This window comes from Chelatococcus sp. KU-N122 (assembly GCF_055391085.1).
Map to the genome: position 1 here is coordinate 7,743,732 of NZ_AP043981.1, position 13,568 is coordinate 7,757,299.

Here is a 13,568-nt window from a genome sequence, read left to right on the forward strand (position 1 = left end):
TCATACCGTCGGGCCCGGCATCCCGCTCGAGCTCGCCGCGAAGGCAGCGCTGGCGCCGCTCCTCGTCAAGTCGACGGTACGGCCGCCGCGCCGAAGCTCGTCGAGGATGAGCGCGGCGCCCTTCTCGGCGATCATGACCGTCGGTGCGTGCGTGTTGGACGACGTGATGCTCGGCATGATCGACGCGTCGATGACGCGCAGCCCGTTGATGCCGTGGACCTTCAGGTCGGGCGCCACGACCGCGTCGGGGCCGTTGCCCATGCGGCACGATCCGACGGGATGGAAGGTGGTCGAGCCGGTCCGCCGCGCGTAGTCGAGCAACTCGTCGTCGGACTGCAATGCGATGCCCGGGACCTTCTCCTGTCCGGCGCTGGCGCTGAACGGCGGCGCATCCATGATGCGGCGGCACTGGCGCAGCCCCGCCACGATGGCCCGCCGATCGGTGTCCGCCTGGAGAAAGGCCGGCCGGATCGACGGCATCGCCAGCGGATCGGCCGACTTGGCTCTCACCTCGCCGCGACTGTCCGGCCGCATCTGCCAGACGCCGCATGAGGCGGAGGGGACGACGTCGAGCTTTCCCGGCCGCTTCGGCGAATAGCTGCCCGGCGTGAAGACCAGCTGCAGATCCGGCGTGGCGAGCGCCGGATCGCTGCGCAGAAAGCCCGTCGCGTTCCCGGCCGAATAGGTGAGCAGGCCGTCGCCGAACAACGCATAGCGGAGGATTGCCCGCATCAGGCGCCAGCCCCGGGCTTCCTCGTTCAACGTCGTCTGGCCGCGGATTTCGCGCACGACGCGGACGACGTAATGGTCGTGGAGGTTGCGGCCGACGCCGGGCAGGTCATGGACGACCGGGATGCCGAGCGCCTGGAGCTGCCGGCCGTCGCCGATGCCCGACAGCTGCAGGAGGTGAGGCGAATTGATCGCGCCGGCGGCCAGCACGACCTCGCGCCGCGCCCGCGCCGTCTCCGTCCCGCCGCCGCGGCGATAGGCAACGCCGGTCACCGTTCGCCCCTCGCAGATGAGGCGCGTGACGTGGGCATCGGTGATCACCGCCAGATTGCGGCGCTTCATCGCCTGGCGCAGGTAGGCGCGCGACGCGCTCATGCGGAAGCGCCCGGACCGCGTCTGCTGCACCAGGCTCACCCCCTCCCGGGGATCACGGTTGTAGTCGCGCAGGATGGGCAGTTGCAGCGCCGCGCCCGATTGCAGGAAGGCCTTGGTCAGGGGATGGTGATCGGTGAAATCCGAGACCACGATCGGGCCCTCCCGGCCGCGGCCCTCGACACCGGCGGCGACGTAGGATTCCGAGCCGAGGAGATAGGGCACGACGTCATCGAACGCCCATCCCGCGCACCCCGCCGCCGCCCAGGCGTCGTAGTCGCCCGGCAAACCCCAGGATTGCCACAGGCCGTTGATGGAGCTGCTGCCGCCCAGCCCCTTCCCGCGCGGATAGGGGATGGCGCGGCCGCCGGTGTCACCGTCGGGCTCGGTCGCATAGCCCCAGTCGAAGCGCGGATGATTGAGCAGATAGAAGAAGCCCGCGGGGATCTGCACAAGCGGATGACGGTCGGAACCACCCGCCTCCAGCAGCAGTACCGAGACGGCGGGATCGTGGCTGAGCCTGGCCGCCAGCACGCTCCCCGCGGCACCCGCTCCGACGACGATATAGTCGAACCCCGCGCTCTGACCGGACAATTTCGCTCCCCAAGCTTTGTTCTGTTCGCGCACGGCAGCGGTCGGCCGCCACCGCTGACGGGGCGTTCTGCGCCTCCGCCGGGAGGCGCATCCTGCCACACGCGATCGCTGATGTAACTGACGTTTGTTAGTTATTCGACCACTTGGGATCACGAGCCATGCCGAGCCAGGCTCATTCAGGCCGTCGCGCAGCGCGCCGGCGCCAGCGTCGGCGGTCAGGAGCCGCCAATACGGCTGGCTCGCTCCTTCCAATAGGGCGCCTTGAGCTCGCCGCGCAGCACCTTGCCCGATGCCGTCCGCGGCAGCACGGAAGCGAAGTCGACCGACGTCACCTTCTTGACCGGTCCGACGATCTGCCGGGTGTGTGCGATGAGCGCCTCGGCGGAGGCGGTCGCCCCGTCCTTCAGCACGACGACGGCCTTGGGGGTCTCGCCCCATTTGTCGTCCGGCACCCCGAAGACCGAGACCTCCGCCACCGCCGGATGGGCGGCGAGCGCCTCCTCCAGCTCCGACGGCCAGATGTTGTAGCCGCCGGAGACGATCATGTCGTCCTTGCGGTCGACCAGATAGACGAAGCCGTCGGCATCCATGAAGCCCATGTCGCGCGTCAGGATGCTGCCGTCAGGCAGGGTTCGCGCCGCGGTGCCCTCCGGGTCGTTCCATAGGCCGCTCATCGTGCCCGGCCCGCGGCAGGCGATCTCGCCCACCGCATCTGCCGGGAGGATGTTGCCCTCCTCGTCACGGATGGTGACGAAGTTGTTGCCGATCGGCCGGCCGGCGGAGCGCAGGCGGCGCAGCTCCGCCTCTGTGCCGTCGACGCGGTGATGCTGCGGCAGCAGCATGGTCATCGGCATCGCCTCGCTCTGCGCGTAGAGCTGGAACAGCGTCGGGCCGAAGATCGGAATGGCCTCCCGCAGCGTCGCCGCGGCGATCGGGGAGCCTGCGTACATCAGGCACTTCAGCGCCGACAGGTCCCGGGATCGAGCCGTCGGATCGGCGAGCATTTCACGGATCATGACCGGGACTACGGCGGCATGCGTGATGGCCTCGCGCTCCAGCAGCTCAAGGGTGCGCCGGGCATCGAAGGCCGGCATCGGCACGATCCGTCCGCCGACCGTCAGGAAGCCCCAGAGGAAGCCGACGCCCAGATGCGCGAGCGAACAGGGTACGAGATAGCGGCTCGTATCGTCGATCATCGGCGTGGCCCAGCGCCACTCGCTGTTGTAGGCGCGCCAGCGGCCGACGGAATGATAGATCCCCTTGGGCTTGCCCGTCGTGCCGCTGCTGAAGCGGATGATGTGCACGTCGTCGTCGTCGACCGGCACGACCTTGTCCTCGGGCGAAGCCGACGCCAGCGCGGCGTCGTAGCCGACCGTTCCCGCCGGCGCCTCGCCGTCGAAGACGATCACCGTCTTCAGATCGTGAAGGCCGCTCACGTGCAGCGCCAGCGCCTCATAATACTTGGCCTGCACCAGCAGAACGCGGGCTCCCGTCAGCTCGAGGAGATAACGATTGATGGCCGGCGCGTGGTACGTATAGAGCGTCGCCCGCGCGTTGTTCGCCAGGGCGCACGCCGCCGCCTGCTCGATCGTCTCGAAGGCGTTGTCGCCGAGGACGGCGACGCGGTCTCCGGGCTCGGCCCCGGCTGCGCGCAGCACATTTGCCAGACGGGTGGCGCGCTCGAACAGTTCGGCATAGGTCTGCTGACGCCCCTCGAACGACACGGCGATGTGGCCTGCGTATAGGCGCGCCGACCGGCGGATGATCGAGCCTGGATCCATGTCTCTCTCCCTGACTGACCGTATTTGCCTGAGTTGAAGGATGGTCGGGTCAAGCCCCGCCATGACGTTTGAAGTAGGACGGAAGCTATCCATGTCGTCATGGCCGGGCTTGACCCGGCCATCCTTCACAATAAGAACACGTCGACTGCGGCACGCGGCAACGACCTCAATCCGCCGTCGCGCTGCTCATGACGTCGCCGAACAGCTCCCAGCGCTCGCCTTTGAACGTCATGAGCTGCAGCTGCTTGATCGGCGCGAAATCGGTCGCACTCGTGCTGACGAGGATTCCCGGCAGCAATCCCGGCAGTTGAAGGCCCTTGATGCTCGCCGCCTGCCGCATGACGTTCTCGCGCGTCAGGTCGCCGCCGCATTGGGTGAGCACATGCTCGAGGGTCTGCGCCGCGCTGTAGGCGTACATCAGCAGGCTGTCGGACTTGTCCGCCGTGGGCATGTATTTGGCCAGGAAGTCGAAATAGGCCTTCATGCCGGCGTCGTCCCGCCACTGCGGATCGTTCGGATCCTTGAGGTAGGCGACCGAGACGATGCCCTGTCCATTCTCGAGGCCGGCCGGCTTCATCACGCTGCCGATCGAGATGGCATTGTTGTTGAGGATGTGCAGTGGCTTCCAGCCGATCTCACCGGCCTTGCGGATGGCCTGCGCCGCGAACTTGTTCGTCGTGACGTTCACGAACACGTCGGCGCCCAACGACTTGAACTTGACGATCTGGGCTTCGACGGTCGCCGAGGTCGTCTCGTAGGCCTCCTCCGCCACGATCAGTGAGGCTTTGGCGCCAAGCCCATCCTTCAGCCCCTTCAGGTAGTCCTTGCCGAAGTCGTCGTTCTGGTAGAGCACGGCGATCCGCGCATCCGGTTTCGCCTGCAGGATGTATTTCGCGTAAATCCGCCCCTCGCTCTGGTAGTTGGGCTGCCAGCCCATAGTCCACGGAAAGTTTTGAGGATCATTCCATCGGGAAGCGCCGCTGGCGACGAAGAGCTGCGGCACCTTCTTGAGGTTCATGTATTTCTGGATCGCCGCGTTCGACGGCGTCCCCACCGGATGGAAGATGAGCAGAACCCCGTCGTCCTCGACGAGCTTGCGGACCTGCTCGACCGCCTTGGGCGGACTGTAGCCGTCGTCGTAGGAGATGAAGCTCACCTTGCGGCCGTTGATGCCGCCCGCGTCGTTGACCTTGCGGAAATAGGCTGCCTCGGTCTTGCCGATCACGCCGTAGAGGGACGCCGGGCCGCTGTATGGCGCGATGTTGCCCACCTTGATCTCCGTGGCGGTCACGCCGACGGGCTGTCGATCCTGAGCGAATGCCGCGCCGGCGCCGGTCGTGGCCAGCGCCAGGACGGCGGCAGCAAGGCGGGCGCGCCTTACGTCTGTCATCTGCATCTATTCCCTCCCGTTCTATTTGCCGAGGAGCAGATTGGCGACGGCCGGTTCCTCCGGCTCGAGGTCCTCTGCCCTGCGGATGCCGAACCATGCCCCCTGGGCGGCATGACCCCACCCGACGACGCTTACCTTATCTTCCTTTAATAATAAACCATCTGTCCGGTTATTTTTATAAGACGACGTCGACGATTCCAAACTCGTTGACATGAATCCGCACGTGTCAACGACCTAACAGGGTGTTGCCCTCTTCGTTCGAGGGTGTTATCTCTACCAAATCGAAATTCGATTTTATAAGGGAGATAGACGTGACGCAAGCCGTGAAGAGGTCCACGCCGGTCTTCAAGGTCGTCCCCTATGGCGACCCCGATTTCCTCAAGGCGTATGGGGACGCCTGGGGCGACAAGGAGACCCTCGTCGGCTTCTACGCCGCCGACGGGCAGTATACCGACAAGGCCTCTCAGGTCGTGGTGAAGGGGCCGGAAATGCTGCGCCGCTTCATGAAGGTCTATCTTCAGTTCTCGCCCCAGTGCACGGTGACGTTCAAGAATATCTTTCCGACCCCCGAGGGCTTCGCCGCAGAGTGGATATGGGAAGGCACAAATGACGGGCCGCTGCGCCTGCACGGCTTCGAATGCCCGCGCGACGGATCGACGTTCTGCATCGACGGCGTCTCGGTCTGCACCGTCAACGACAAGGGCCAGATCCAGACCCACGCCGACTACTGGGATTCCGAGGCGTTGCTGCGCACCTGGAAGGTCATGTGACGATCGCGCCGGGGCGGCGCGCCATGAGGTCCGCGGTGCCGGACCTCGGCACCGCGGCCATCGTGGCCCGGCTGACCGAATTTCTGTCGGCGCAGCTCGGGCGGCCGGTCCGCATCGAGGCCTTCACGCGGCTGACCGGCGGCCTGTCATGGATCACCGGCATCTTCGTGCTGCGGGTGACGCCGCCCCACGGTCTCGACGGCCGCGCGCTCGTGGTCAGGATCGGTCCGCCGTACGGATTGCTGGCACCCTATGCCACGCACCCCCAAGTCGAGGCCCTCCGCATCTTTGCCGACAGTCCCGACGTGCCGGTGCCGGAGCTGTTCTGGCACAGCGATGACCCAGAGATCCTGGGGGCGCCCTTCCTGATCACCAGCAAGGCCGACGGAGCCGAGCTCAACCCGTTCGTGCAAGGGCTCGCCTTGGCCGATGGCGACGATCGGACGGCCCTTGGCGCGCAGTTTGCCGATATCCTGGGCGCCATCCACGCGGTCGAACCGGGCCGGTCGGACGATCGGGCCAGGCGTTGCGGTGCCGAACAGGTCGACGCCTGGCAGCAGAGATACGAGGCTTGGGCCAACAAGCCCTATCCGGTAGTGGAGCTCGCCGCCTCATGGCTGCGCCGTCATAGCCCCGCAGCCGCACGGACCGTGGTGGTGCACGGCGACTACCGCATCGGCAATTTCCTGGTCCACGCCGGCCGCATCAGCGCCGTCCTCGACTGGGAGATGATGCACGTCGGCGACCCGCACGAGGATCTCGCCTGGGCGATGCTGCCCGAGCTCAAGCTGACCGAGCTGATGCCGCTCGACCGCTTCCTGGAGCGCTACCGGCAACGCAGCGGCCTTCAGGTCCTGCCCTCGTCGCTGCGCTACTACCGCATCTTCGTCTTCTACAAGCTGGTCCTCATCAACCTGGGCAGCATCTCGGGCATGGAGAACGATGGCCGGGATCTGCGCATGGCGTGCATGGGCTTTCTCGCCCCGCTCTACCTGAAGCGGCTAGCGCAGGCGCTCGAGGAGGTCCTGTGAGCAATTCCTTCGATTGCCTCCTGAGCGGCGCCACCGAAACCCTGCGGCGGGATGTGCTGCCGCATCTCGCCGAGCCAACGGCACGGGCGGCCGCAGCCAGTGTGCTGCAGGTGCTCGATCTCTTGGCGTTGCGGGCCGGCTGGAGCCCTGCTCCGCTGGCGGAGGCGCTGGCCGCGCGGCGCCGCGCCCTCACCGAACTGGCGACGGTGGCGGCGCCGTTGCCGCCCTTGCCCGCGGTCGCCATCTCGTGGCCGGATCCGGCCTGCGCGTCTGTCGTGGCGTTGCAGCGTGCCCTGACCGATGCCGACGCCTACGTCGTGTCCCTCATCCGTTGGCTCGACGATAACCCGGCAGCCGTCACGCCGGACCAGCGCCGCGGCATCGAGCGCTGGGCAGCCGCCTACGGCAGGGCAGCCGCGCTCGTGGAGCTCGACACGACGCCCCGAAGCCAGACAGGCGCCCTCACCAGTAGCAGCTAGCAGCGCGCCACACCGATCGCACCGGAAAGGCAAGGCATGGCCTCCGTTCTTCATCCCAACGACGATGCCCTCGGTCACCAGACGTCGGCGCCGAAGGCGCAGCCGGCGGTCGCCGATCGTGGCGGTGCGGTCTTCACGGAGCGTTTCTGGTACATGGGAACACGCGTGCCGCAGGGCGACGTCGTCTTCGGCGCGGGCCTCGGCTACTACCCCAACCGCGGCGTCATGGACGGCTACGCGGGCGTCACCATCGAGGGCGTCCAGTACAGCTTCCGCGCGTCCCGGCACACCGGCTCAACGCCACTGACGCCCGCGGTCGGGCCGCTCAGGATCACTGTCGCCGAGGGCCTGCGTACCCATCGGATCGAGCTGGACCCGAACCAGTCCGGCCTGTCGATGGACCTCACCTACCGCGCCTGCCTGCCGCCCAACGACGAGGGGCGCGACATCCTGGAGCGGGAAGGTCAGATCGTCGCCGACGTCTCGCGCTTCGTGCAATTCGGCCGCTACGACGGCTGGATCAGCGTGCACGGCCGCCGCCTCGACATCGACGCGGCGCAGTGCTGGGGCGCGCGGGACCGGTCGTGGGGGCTGCGCCTGGAGGCACGGACCGACGAAACCCATCCGCCGGTCACGCGTTTCAAGCCGCTGCTCTTCGCCTGGGTGTGCGCGCAGTTCGCCGACCGCGGCGTCCACTTTTTCCTCAAGGAGACGGCGCCGGGCGAGACCCGCTTCTTCGTCGGCAACGAGACCTTTGCCGATGGCCGCCCTGCGCGCCCCCTCGCCGCCGTCGAGCACATGCTGGAATGGGCCGGCGATCCCTTCAGCCAGCACATAGCGGGCGGCTGCTTCGTGCTCCACTTTGCCGACGGCGCACGGAAGACCCTGAAGCTCCGCGCACTGCCGGGACGGTTCTACCTCAAGGCCGGTCTCTATGGCGGCCTCGACGGCTGGTTCCAGGGCGATGACCGCGGCGTGCTGCACTGCGCCCACGACGCCTGGGATCATGCCGACCCGGCAACGCGGCGCAAGCTTCGCACCCTGGCCGAGCAGGTGATCGCGTTCGATGACGACGGCGACGTCGGCTACGGCACGATCCAGAGCGGGGTAGCGGCCGGCTATCCAAGATACCAGGAGGTGCAGCACCTGCCGACCATGTGACGGCGCTGCAAACCGACCGTTCAGAGGAGGACGCCATGAGGATCACCCAGTCGCTGGAGCGCGCCGCGCGGATGCGCCCCGACGGCATCGCCACCCACTGCGACGGCCGCAGCCTCACCTGGTCGGCGGTGATGCAGCGTGCCCCGCGCCTGGCCGGGGCGCTCCATGAGGCGGGGCTCGCGGCGGGAGAGCGCGTCGCTGTCCTGGCCATGAACAGCGACCGCTACGTCGAGCTGCTCTACGCCGTGCCGTGGGCCGGCGGTGTCATCGTGCCGCTCAACATCCGCTGGGCAGCCGCCGAGATCGTCGACGCGCTCAACGACTGCGGCGCCGCAATCCTCGTCGTGGATGCGAGCTTTGGCGGCCTCGCGGCGGAGCTGCGCCAGCGGGTGCCGGCGATCCGGGACATCCTCTACCTGGACGACGGTGAGGCGCCCGCCGGCGCCCGGTCGCTCGAGGCGGTGATCGCGCGCACCGCGCCGGCGGCCGATGCGCAGCGCCAGGGCGACGAGCTCTACGCCATCTTCTACACGGGCGGCACCACGGGGCGGCCCAAGGGCGTGATGCTGTCGCACAAGAACGCGTTGGCGCTGGCCTGGAGCTGGATGGCGGCCAACCCGCCGGGCGAGGAGCCCATGGTCCACCTCCACGTCGCCGGGCTGTTCCATCTCGCCGGTGCGGCCTACGTCTGGTACACGACGGCCGCAGCGGGCACCAACGTCATGCTGCCGAAATTCGAGCCCGAGCCGGTGATGCGGGCGATCGCGGCTTACAGGGTCAACAGCGTCGTCCTGATCCCCACCATGGTCAACATGCTGCTCGCCCATCCCTCGTTCGCCGCCTACGATCTCAGCTCCGTGCGCACCTGCATCTACGGCGGCTCGCCGATCCCGCAGGCGCTCCTGCTGGCCGCGATGGAGCGGCTGCCGACCTGGCGGTTCATCCAGGCCTACGGCATGACGGAGACGGCGGGCATGGCGGTGACGCTCGCCGCCTGCTACCACGTGCTGGAGGGCGAGATGGCCAGGAAGATCACCGCCGCCGGCCGCGCCAGCGCGGTCTGCGAGGTGCGCATCGTCGGCCCCGACGACGCAGAGCTTCCGCCGGGCGAGGTGGGCGAGATCGCCATTCGCGGCGACAACGTCATGCTGGGCTACTGGAACGACCCCGACGCGAGCAGGATCGCGCTCCGCGGCGGCTGGATGCATTCCGGCGATGCCGCCTGGATGGATGCGGACGGCTTCGTCTACATCGTCGACCGCATCAAGGACATGATCGTGAGCGGCGGCGAGAACGTCTATTCGACCGAAGTGGAGAACGCGATCTGCAAGCACCCGGCCGTGCTGGAATGCGCGGTCATCGGCATCCCCGATGTGATGTGGGGGGAGGCCGTCCACGCGGTGGTCGCGACGCGGGACGGCCAGCGGCTCGAGACGCAGGACCTCCTGGCCCATTGCCGCGGTCTGATCGCCGGCTACAAGTGCCCTCGCAGCATGGATATCTCGCCGGACGCGCTGCCCAAGACCGCCGCCGGCAAGATCGCCAAGGCGGCGCTGCGCGAGCCGTTCTGGTCCGGGCACGAACGGCGGGTGCATTGAGCAGCATGGCGCGAGCGGGCTCACCGATGAAGCAACTGACCAAGCGCGCTGCGGCGCAACGCGGTGCCCCGCGAGAGCAGCCGCAGGAGGCCGAGATCAGCAAGGGCGACAGCTCGCGTCTGCGCATTCTCGATGCCGCCGCCTACGTCCTGAGCCGCGAAGGCTATGCCGGGACGCGATTGGCCGATATCGCCAAGAAAGCCGATCTGAAGATCTCGACGCTTTACTACTATTTCGAGTCCCGCGAAGAGCTCGTCCTCGACGTGCTGCTGACCGGCAGCAAGCGGGTCAGGGAGCATACCGAGGAGGCGGTCGCCGCGCTGCCGCCGACCGCCTCGCCGATCGACAAGCTATGCACGGCAGTCGAGGCGCATCTCAGGTATATTCTGGAAATTTCGCACTATAGCGAAGCCACCATCCGCAATACCAGCCAGTTGCCGGATCACATGCGCAAGACGATTGCGGCGGAGCAGGCGCTGTATGGACGCTTCTGGCAGGCGCTGGTCGACGACGCGGCGGGCGACGACGTCTGCGCCTCGGGGCGGAGCGCCGGGCGCTGCGCCTGCTGATCATCGGGGCGCTGAACTGGACGATCGAGTGGTGGGGCCCAGGCCGCATCTCCGTCGACGACATCGTCGCCATGGCCCTCGCCATGACACGGCGGACCCTCCGGGCGCCGTAAGGTCAGGCGCAGCGCCCGGCACCAGACGAGGATTTGGCGGCTTCGGCCGCCGTGACGACGCATCGCCGCGCTCGCTCGATGCGCGGGAACGCGCGCCCATAAGACTTGATAAGACATGGGAGGATCGAATGAACCGTCGAGAGATCGTCTGGCTGGGCGCAGGCGCCGCCCTTCTGGTTGCAACACGTGCCGGCGCCCGGGGCGGAAAGGTGCGAGGGGTGACCGATACGGAGATCCGCATCGGGCAGACCAATCCCTACACCGGCCCGCTGTCCTCTTACGGCGCCATCTACGGCCGCCTCGAGCTCGCCTATGCCAGGATGATCAACGACCGCGGCGGCGTGAACGGCCGCAAGATCAATCTGATCAGCCTCGACGATGGTTACCAGCCGCCTCGCACCGTCGAACAGGTGCGCAAGCTCGTCGAGGACGACGACGTCGCCCTGATCTTCCATCTGTTCGGCACCGCGACCAACCGCGCCGTGGTCAAGTACCTGAACAAGAACAAGATCCCGACGCCGTTCTGCGGCACCAGCGGCGACGGCTTCGCCGATCCGGTGACGCAGCCCTACACCATGCCGCTGGCGCCGACCGCCACCATGGAAGCCCGCATCTACGGCAAGTACATCGGCGAGAACTTGCCGGGCAAGAAGATCGGCATCCTGTATCAGCAGGACGAGATCGGCGACAGCGTCCGCCGGGGCCTGCGCGACGGGCTGGGCGCCGGCGCCAATATGATCGTGAAGGAAGAATCCTACCACGTCGCCGACACCACCGTGGATTCGCAGATCCTGAATCTGCGCGCGGCGGGCGTCGAGGTCTTCTACAATTCGTCGACCCTCAAGCATTGTGCCCAGGCATCCAAGAAAGCGAACGAGCTCGGCTGGACGCCGGTGCAGTTCATTCTGAATACCAGCTCGGCGGTGGACCGCGTGCTGGCCGGCACGGGCGCACGACTCCAGGATGGAACCGTATCGAGCCTGTGGCACAAGAACCCGCAGGACAAGCGCTGGGACGACGACGCGGCGATGAACGAGTGGCGGGCGTTCATGCTCAAGTACTACCCGGAAGGCGATCGTACCGAACCAGGCTGTGTGCTGAGCGCGACCTACATGCAGGCGCTGATCCATGTGCTGGAGACATGCGGCAACGACCTCTCCGGCGAGAACATCATGGCCCAGGCCACCAGCATCGTGGACCTTCAGCTGCCGCTGGTCATTCCCGGCATCCTGGTCAATACATCGAAGACAAACTACAACCCTATCCGCCAGCTCCAGCTGATGAAGTTCGAGGGCGGAACCTGGACCATCTTCGGCCCGGTACGGCATGCGTGACTGCGGCGTAAGTTCTGGAAGCGCAACGCAAGCTGGACCGCCCCCCATCCCTACCCCTCCCCGCCACGGCTTCGCCGCGGGGGGAGGGAGGGGGCCTCACCTTTTAAGCTTGGAGAAGTTGGGCGAGGCGGCTTGCCGAACGGCCTCCCCCTTGTGGCGAGGCTGTCCCGTGCGGAGCGGATGGGGCTGGTGAGGGGTGAACCTCGACGCCCGCAGAACCTGCCGCAACCCTCACACCGCCAGATAGCCCCCGTCGACGGGCAGCATCACGCCGGTCACGAAGCTCGCCGCAGGCGACGCCAGGAAGACGGCGGCGCCGACGAGCTCTTCGGGCTGGCCCATGCGGCCCATCGGCGTATGGGCGAGCACCCGCTCAAGCCGCTCGGGATCCTCGCGGGTGCGCTCGGTCATCGCCGTCTCGATGAAGCCCGGCGCGATGGCGTTGACGCGGACGCCGTCCGCCGCCAGCTCGACCGCCAGCGCCTTGGTCATCTGCAGCACCGCCCCCTTCGAGGCGACATACGGCAGTGCGCCGCGCGCGCCGACGAAAGACAGCACCGAGCCGATGTTGATGATCGTGCCCTTCGTCTGCTTCAGCTGGGCGAGGAAGGCCCGCACGGTATTGTACGAGCCCGTGAGATTGACGCTCAGCGTCCGGTCCCACTTCTCGGCGGAATCGTCGTTCTCGAGCGGGCCGACCGCCGCGATGCCGGCGTTGTTGACCAGGATCGACACCGGCTGCTCGCGCTGGGTGCGCCGCGCCAGCGCGACGCTGGCCTCGCGGTCGGCGACGTCGAGCACGGCGGCCCAGGCGCGCCCGCCGGCCCGGCGGATTGTCTCGGCCGTCGCCTCGGCGACCTCCTCGTCCCGGTCGGTCACGACGAGGCAGGCCCCTGCGTCGGCGAGGCCGATGGCGATCGCCCGGCCGTTGCCCCGGCCTGCGCCGGTCACCAGCGCCACCTGCCCCTCGAGCGAAAACGATATGGCCATGCGCGATCCACCCTATGTTGTTGTCAGCCTCGACGGCTCCGGGCCGACGATCGTCGTCGACCCGCTGGCAGGCTATGCCAACGCTGATGGATGGGCGAGCGCACGTTTGCGGCGAGCCCGCGTCCTTGCTCCACGAGCGTCCCGAAGCATCTCACCGCTCGACCCGTGGCAGGCGGATTGCGTCGCTCATGTAGAGCGCTGCAGCCCGGGCCGTTCAGTCGAAGTGGAGTGGCTTGAGAAGGATATTGCTGATCGAGGCGAGAAGCACGCCGTCGGCCTCGCTCTGTTCCCGCACGACCCGCCATTCGGGATCGTTCAGGAATGCGGTCCAGCGCGCCTCTCGCTCGTCGTACGAGCCCCATTCGATAATGTAATAGATATCGTGATTAGAGGGACCCACAAGCACAGACCAATATCCCAAGACCTTGATGCCATGCCGGGGAAAATACGTCGTTGCCGCCGCCTTCAGGCGATCCAGCTCGGCATTCAGCTTCCCGGGCTGGCAATGATAGATGCGAAGCTCGTGAATCATTCGAATTCTTCCACCTTCGTATAAGCGCGAGACCAAACGACGTGCTGGAGACAGCGGTCGTCCTGCCAGAGCCGCCGCCACGTCGCGCCGCCCGGGGATATATATACCCTATTTTCCTATATATA

General features: G+C 67.1%; 12 protein-coding genes. 7 read left to right on the forward strand and 5 right to left on the reverse strand.

Annotated elements, in window-relative coordinates; all coding sequences use genetic code 11:
- The 3 genes from ACZ5PO_RS34940 to ACZ5PO_RS34950 form a co-directional block, all read right to left on the reverse strand.
- Complete coding sequence (locus ACZ5PO_RS34940; RefSeq protein WP_464187321.1) at positions 1 to 1,695, reverse strand: GMC family oxidoreductase; 1,695 nt, start codon at positions 1,693 to 1,695, stop codon at positions 1 to 3.
- A gap of 215 nt (positions 1,696 to 1,910) precedes the next feature.
- Entirely contained in the window at positions 1,911 to 3,476 is a 1,566-nt protein-coding gene (locus tag ACZ5PO_RS34945) for a class I adenylate-forming enzyme family protein (RefSeq protein ID WP_464187322.1), read from the reverse strand.
- Positions 3,477 to 3,642: 166 nt separating this feature from the next.
- Positions 3,643 to 4,866: an ABC transporter substrate-binding protein gene (locus ACZ5PO_RS34950; RefSeq protein WP_464197158.1), complete on the reverse strand. Its 1,224-nt coding sequence runs from the start codon at positions 4,864 to 4,866 to the stop codon at positions 3,643 to 3,645.
- A 311-nt stretch (positions 4,867 to 5,177) separates the two neighbouring features.
- Here ACZ5PO_RS34950 and ACZ5PO_RS34955 point away from each other — a divergent pair, with 311 nt between their 5' ends.
- The 7 genes from ACZ5PO_RS34955 (at position 5,178) to ACZ5PO_RS34985 (ending at position 11,921) form a co-directional block, all read left to right on the forward strand.
- Positions 5,178 to 5,636 (forward strand): nuclear transport factor 2 family protein, encoded by a 459-nt coding sequence (locus ACZ5PO_RS34955; RefSeq protein WP_464187324.1) that lies wholly within the window; start codon positions 5,178 to 5,180, stop codon positions 5,634 to 5,636.
- 23 nt (positions 5,637 to 5,659) lie between these two features.
- Complete coding sequence (locus ACZ5PO_RS34960) at positions 5,660 to 6,667, forward strand: phosphotransferase family protein (RefSeq protein WP_464187325.1); 1,008 nt, start codon at positions 5,660 to 5,662, stop codon at positions 6,665 to 6,667.
- Positions 6,664 to 7,146 carry a hypothetical protein gene (locus ACZ5PO_RS34965; RefSeq protein ID WP_464187326.1) on the forward strand — a complete coding sequence of 161 codons (483 nt, stop codon included), beginning with the start codon at positions 6,664 to 6,666 and terminating at the stop codon, positions 7,144 to 7,146. The genes ACZ5PO_RS34960 and ACZ5PO_RS34965 overlap by 4 nt, the downstream gene beginning before the upstream one ends.
- 36 nt (positions 7,147 to 7,182) lie before the next feature.
- A complete protein-coding gene (locus ACZ5PO_RS34970) occupies positions 7,183 to 8,307 on the forward strand; it encodes an Rv3169 family protein (protein ID WP_464187327.1) in 1,125 nt (374 codons plus the stop codon).
- Positions 8,308 to 8,342: 35 nt separating this feature from the next.
- A complete protein-coding gene (locus ACZ5PO_RS34975) occupies positions 8,343 to 9,905 on the forward strand; it encodes an acyl-CoA synthetase (protein WP_464187328.1) in 1,563 nt (520 codons plus the stop codon).
- Between the two features lie 26 nt (positions 9,906 to 9,931).
- A complete protein-coding gene (locus tag ACZ5PO_RS34980; protein WP_464187329.1) occupies positions 9,932 to 10,474 on the forward strand; it encodes a TetR/AcrR family transcriptional regulator in 543 nt (180 codons plus the stop codon).
- 241 nt (positions 10,475 to 10,715) lie between these two features.
- Positions 10,716 to 11,921 carry an ABC transporter substrate-binding protein gene (locus ACZ5PO_RS34985; RefSeq protein ID WP_464187330.1) on the forward strand — a complete coding sequence of 402 codons (1,206 nt, stop codon included), beginning with the start codon at positions 10,716 to 10,718 and terminating at the stop codon, positions 11,919 to 11,921.
- A gap of 231 nt (positions 11,922 to 12,152) precedes the next feature.
- Here ACZ5PO_RS34985 and ACZ5PO_RS34990 read toward each other — a convergent pair whose 3' ends face one another.
- Positions 12,153 to 12,911 (reverse strand): SDR family NAD(P)-dependent oxidoreductase, encoded by a 759-nt coding sequence (locus tag ACZ5PO_RS34990; RefSeq protein ID WP_464187331.1) that lies wholly within the window; start codon positions 12,909 to 12,911, stop codon positions 12,153 to 12,155.
- Between the two features lie 214 nt (positions 12,912 to 13,125).
- Complete coding sequence (locus ACZ5PO_RS34995) at positions 13,126 to 13,443, reverse strand: NIPSNAP family protein (RefSeq protein WP_464187332.1); 318 nt, start codon at positions 13,441 to 13,443, stop codon at positions 13,126 to 13,128.
- Positions 13,444 to 13,568 lie beyond the last annotated feature (125 nt).

Coding starts and splice junctions, on each gene's coding strand:
- ACZ5PO_RS34960 (WP_464187325.1), top strand. CDS start 5,660: ATGAGGTCCGCGGTGCCGGACCTCGGCACCGCGGCCATCGTGGCCCGG.
- ACZ5PO_RS34970 (WP_464187327.1), top strand. CDS start 7,183: ATGGCCTCCGTTCTTCATCCCAACGACGATGCCCTCGGTCACCAGACG.
- ACZ5PO_RS34995 (WP_464187332.1), bottom strand. CDS start 13,443: ATGATTCACGAGCTTCGCATCTATCATTGCCAGCCCGGGAAGCTGAAT.
- ACZ5PO_RS34950 (WP_464197158.1), bottom strand. CDS start 4,866: ATGACAGACGTAAGGCGCGCCCGCCTTGCTGCCGCCGTCCTGGCGCTG.
- ACZ5PO_RS34945 (WP_464187322.1), bottom strand. CDS start 3,476: ATGGATCCAGGCTCGATCATCCGCCGGTCGGCGCGCCTATACGCAGGC.
- ACZ5PO_RS34975 (WP_464187328.1), top strand. CDS start 8,343: ATGAGGATCACCCAGTCGCTGGAGCGCGCCGCGCGGATGCGCCCCGAC.
- ACZ5PO_RS34985 (WP_464187330.1), top strand. CDS start 10,716: ATGAACCGTCGAGAGATCGTCTGGCTGGGCGCAGGCGCCGCCCTTCTG.
- ACZ5PO_RS34990 (WP_464187331.1), bottom strand. CDS start 12,911: ATGGCCATATCGTTTTCGCTCGAGGGGCAGGTGGCGCTGGTGACCGGC.
- ACZ5PO_RS34980 (WP_464187329.1), top strand. CDS start 9,932: ATGAAGCAACTGACCAAGCGCGCTGCGGCGCAACGCGGTGCCCCGCGA.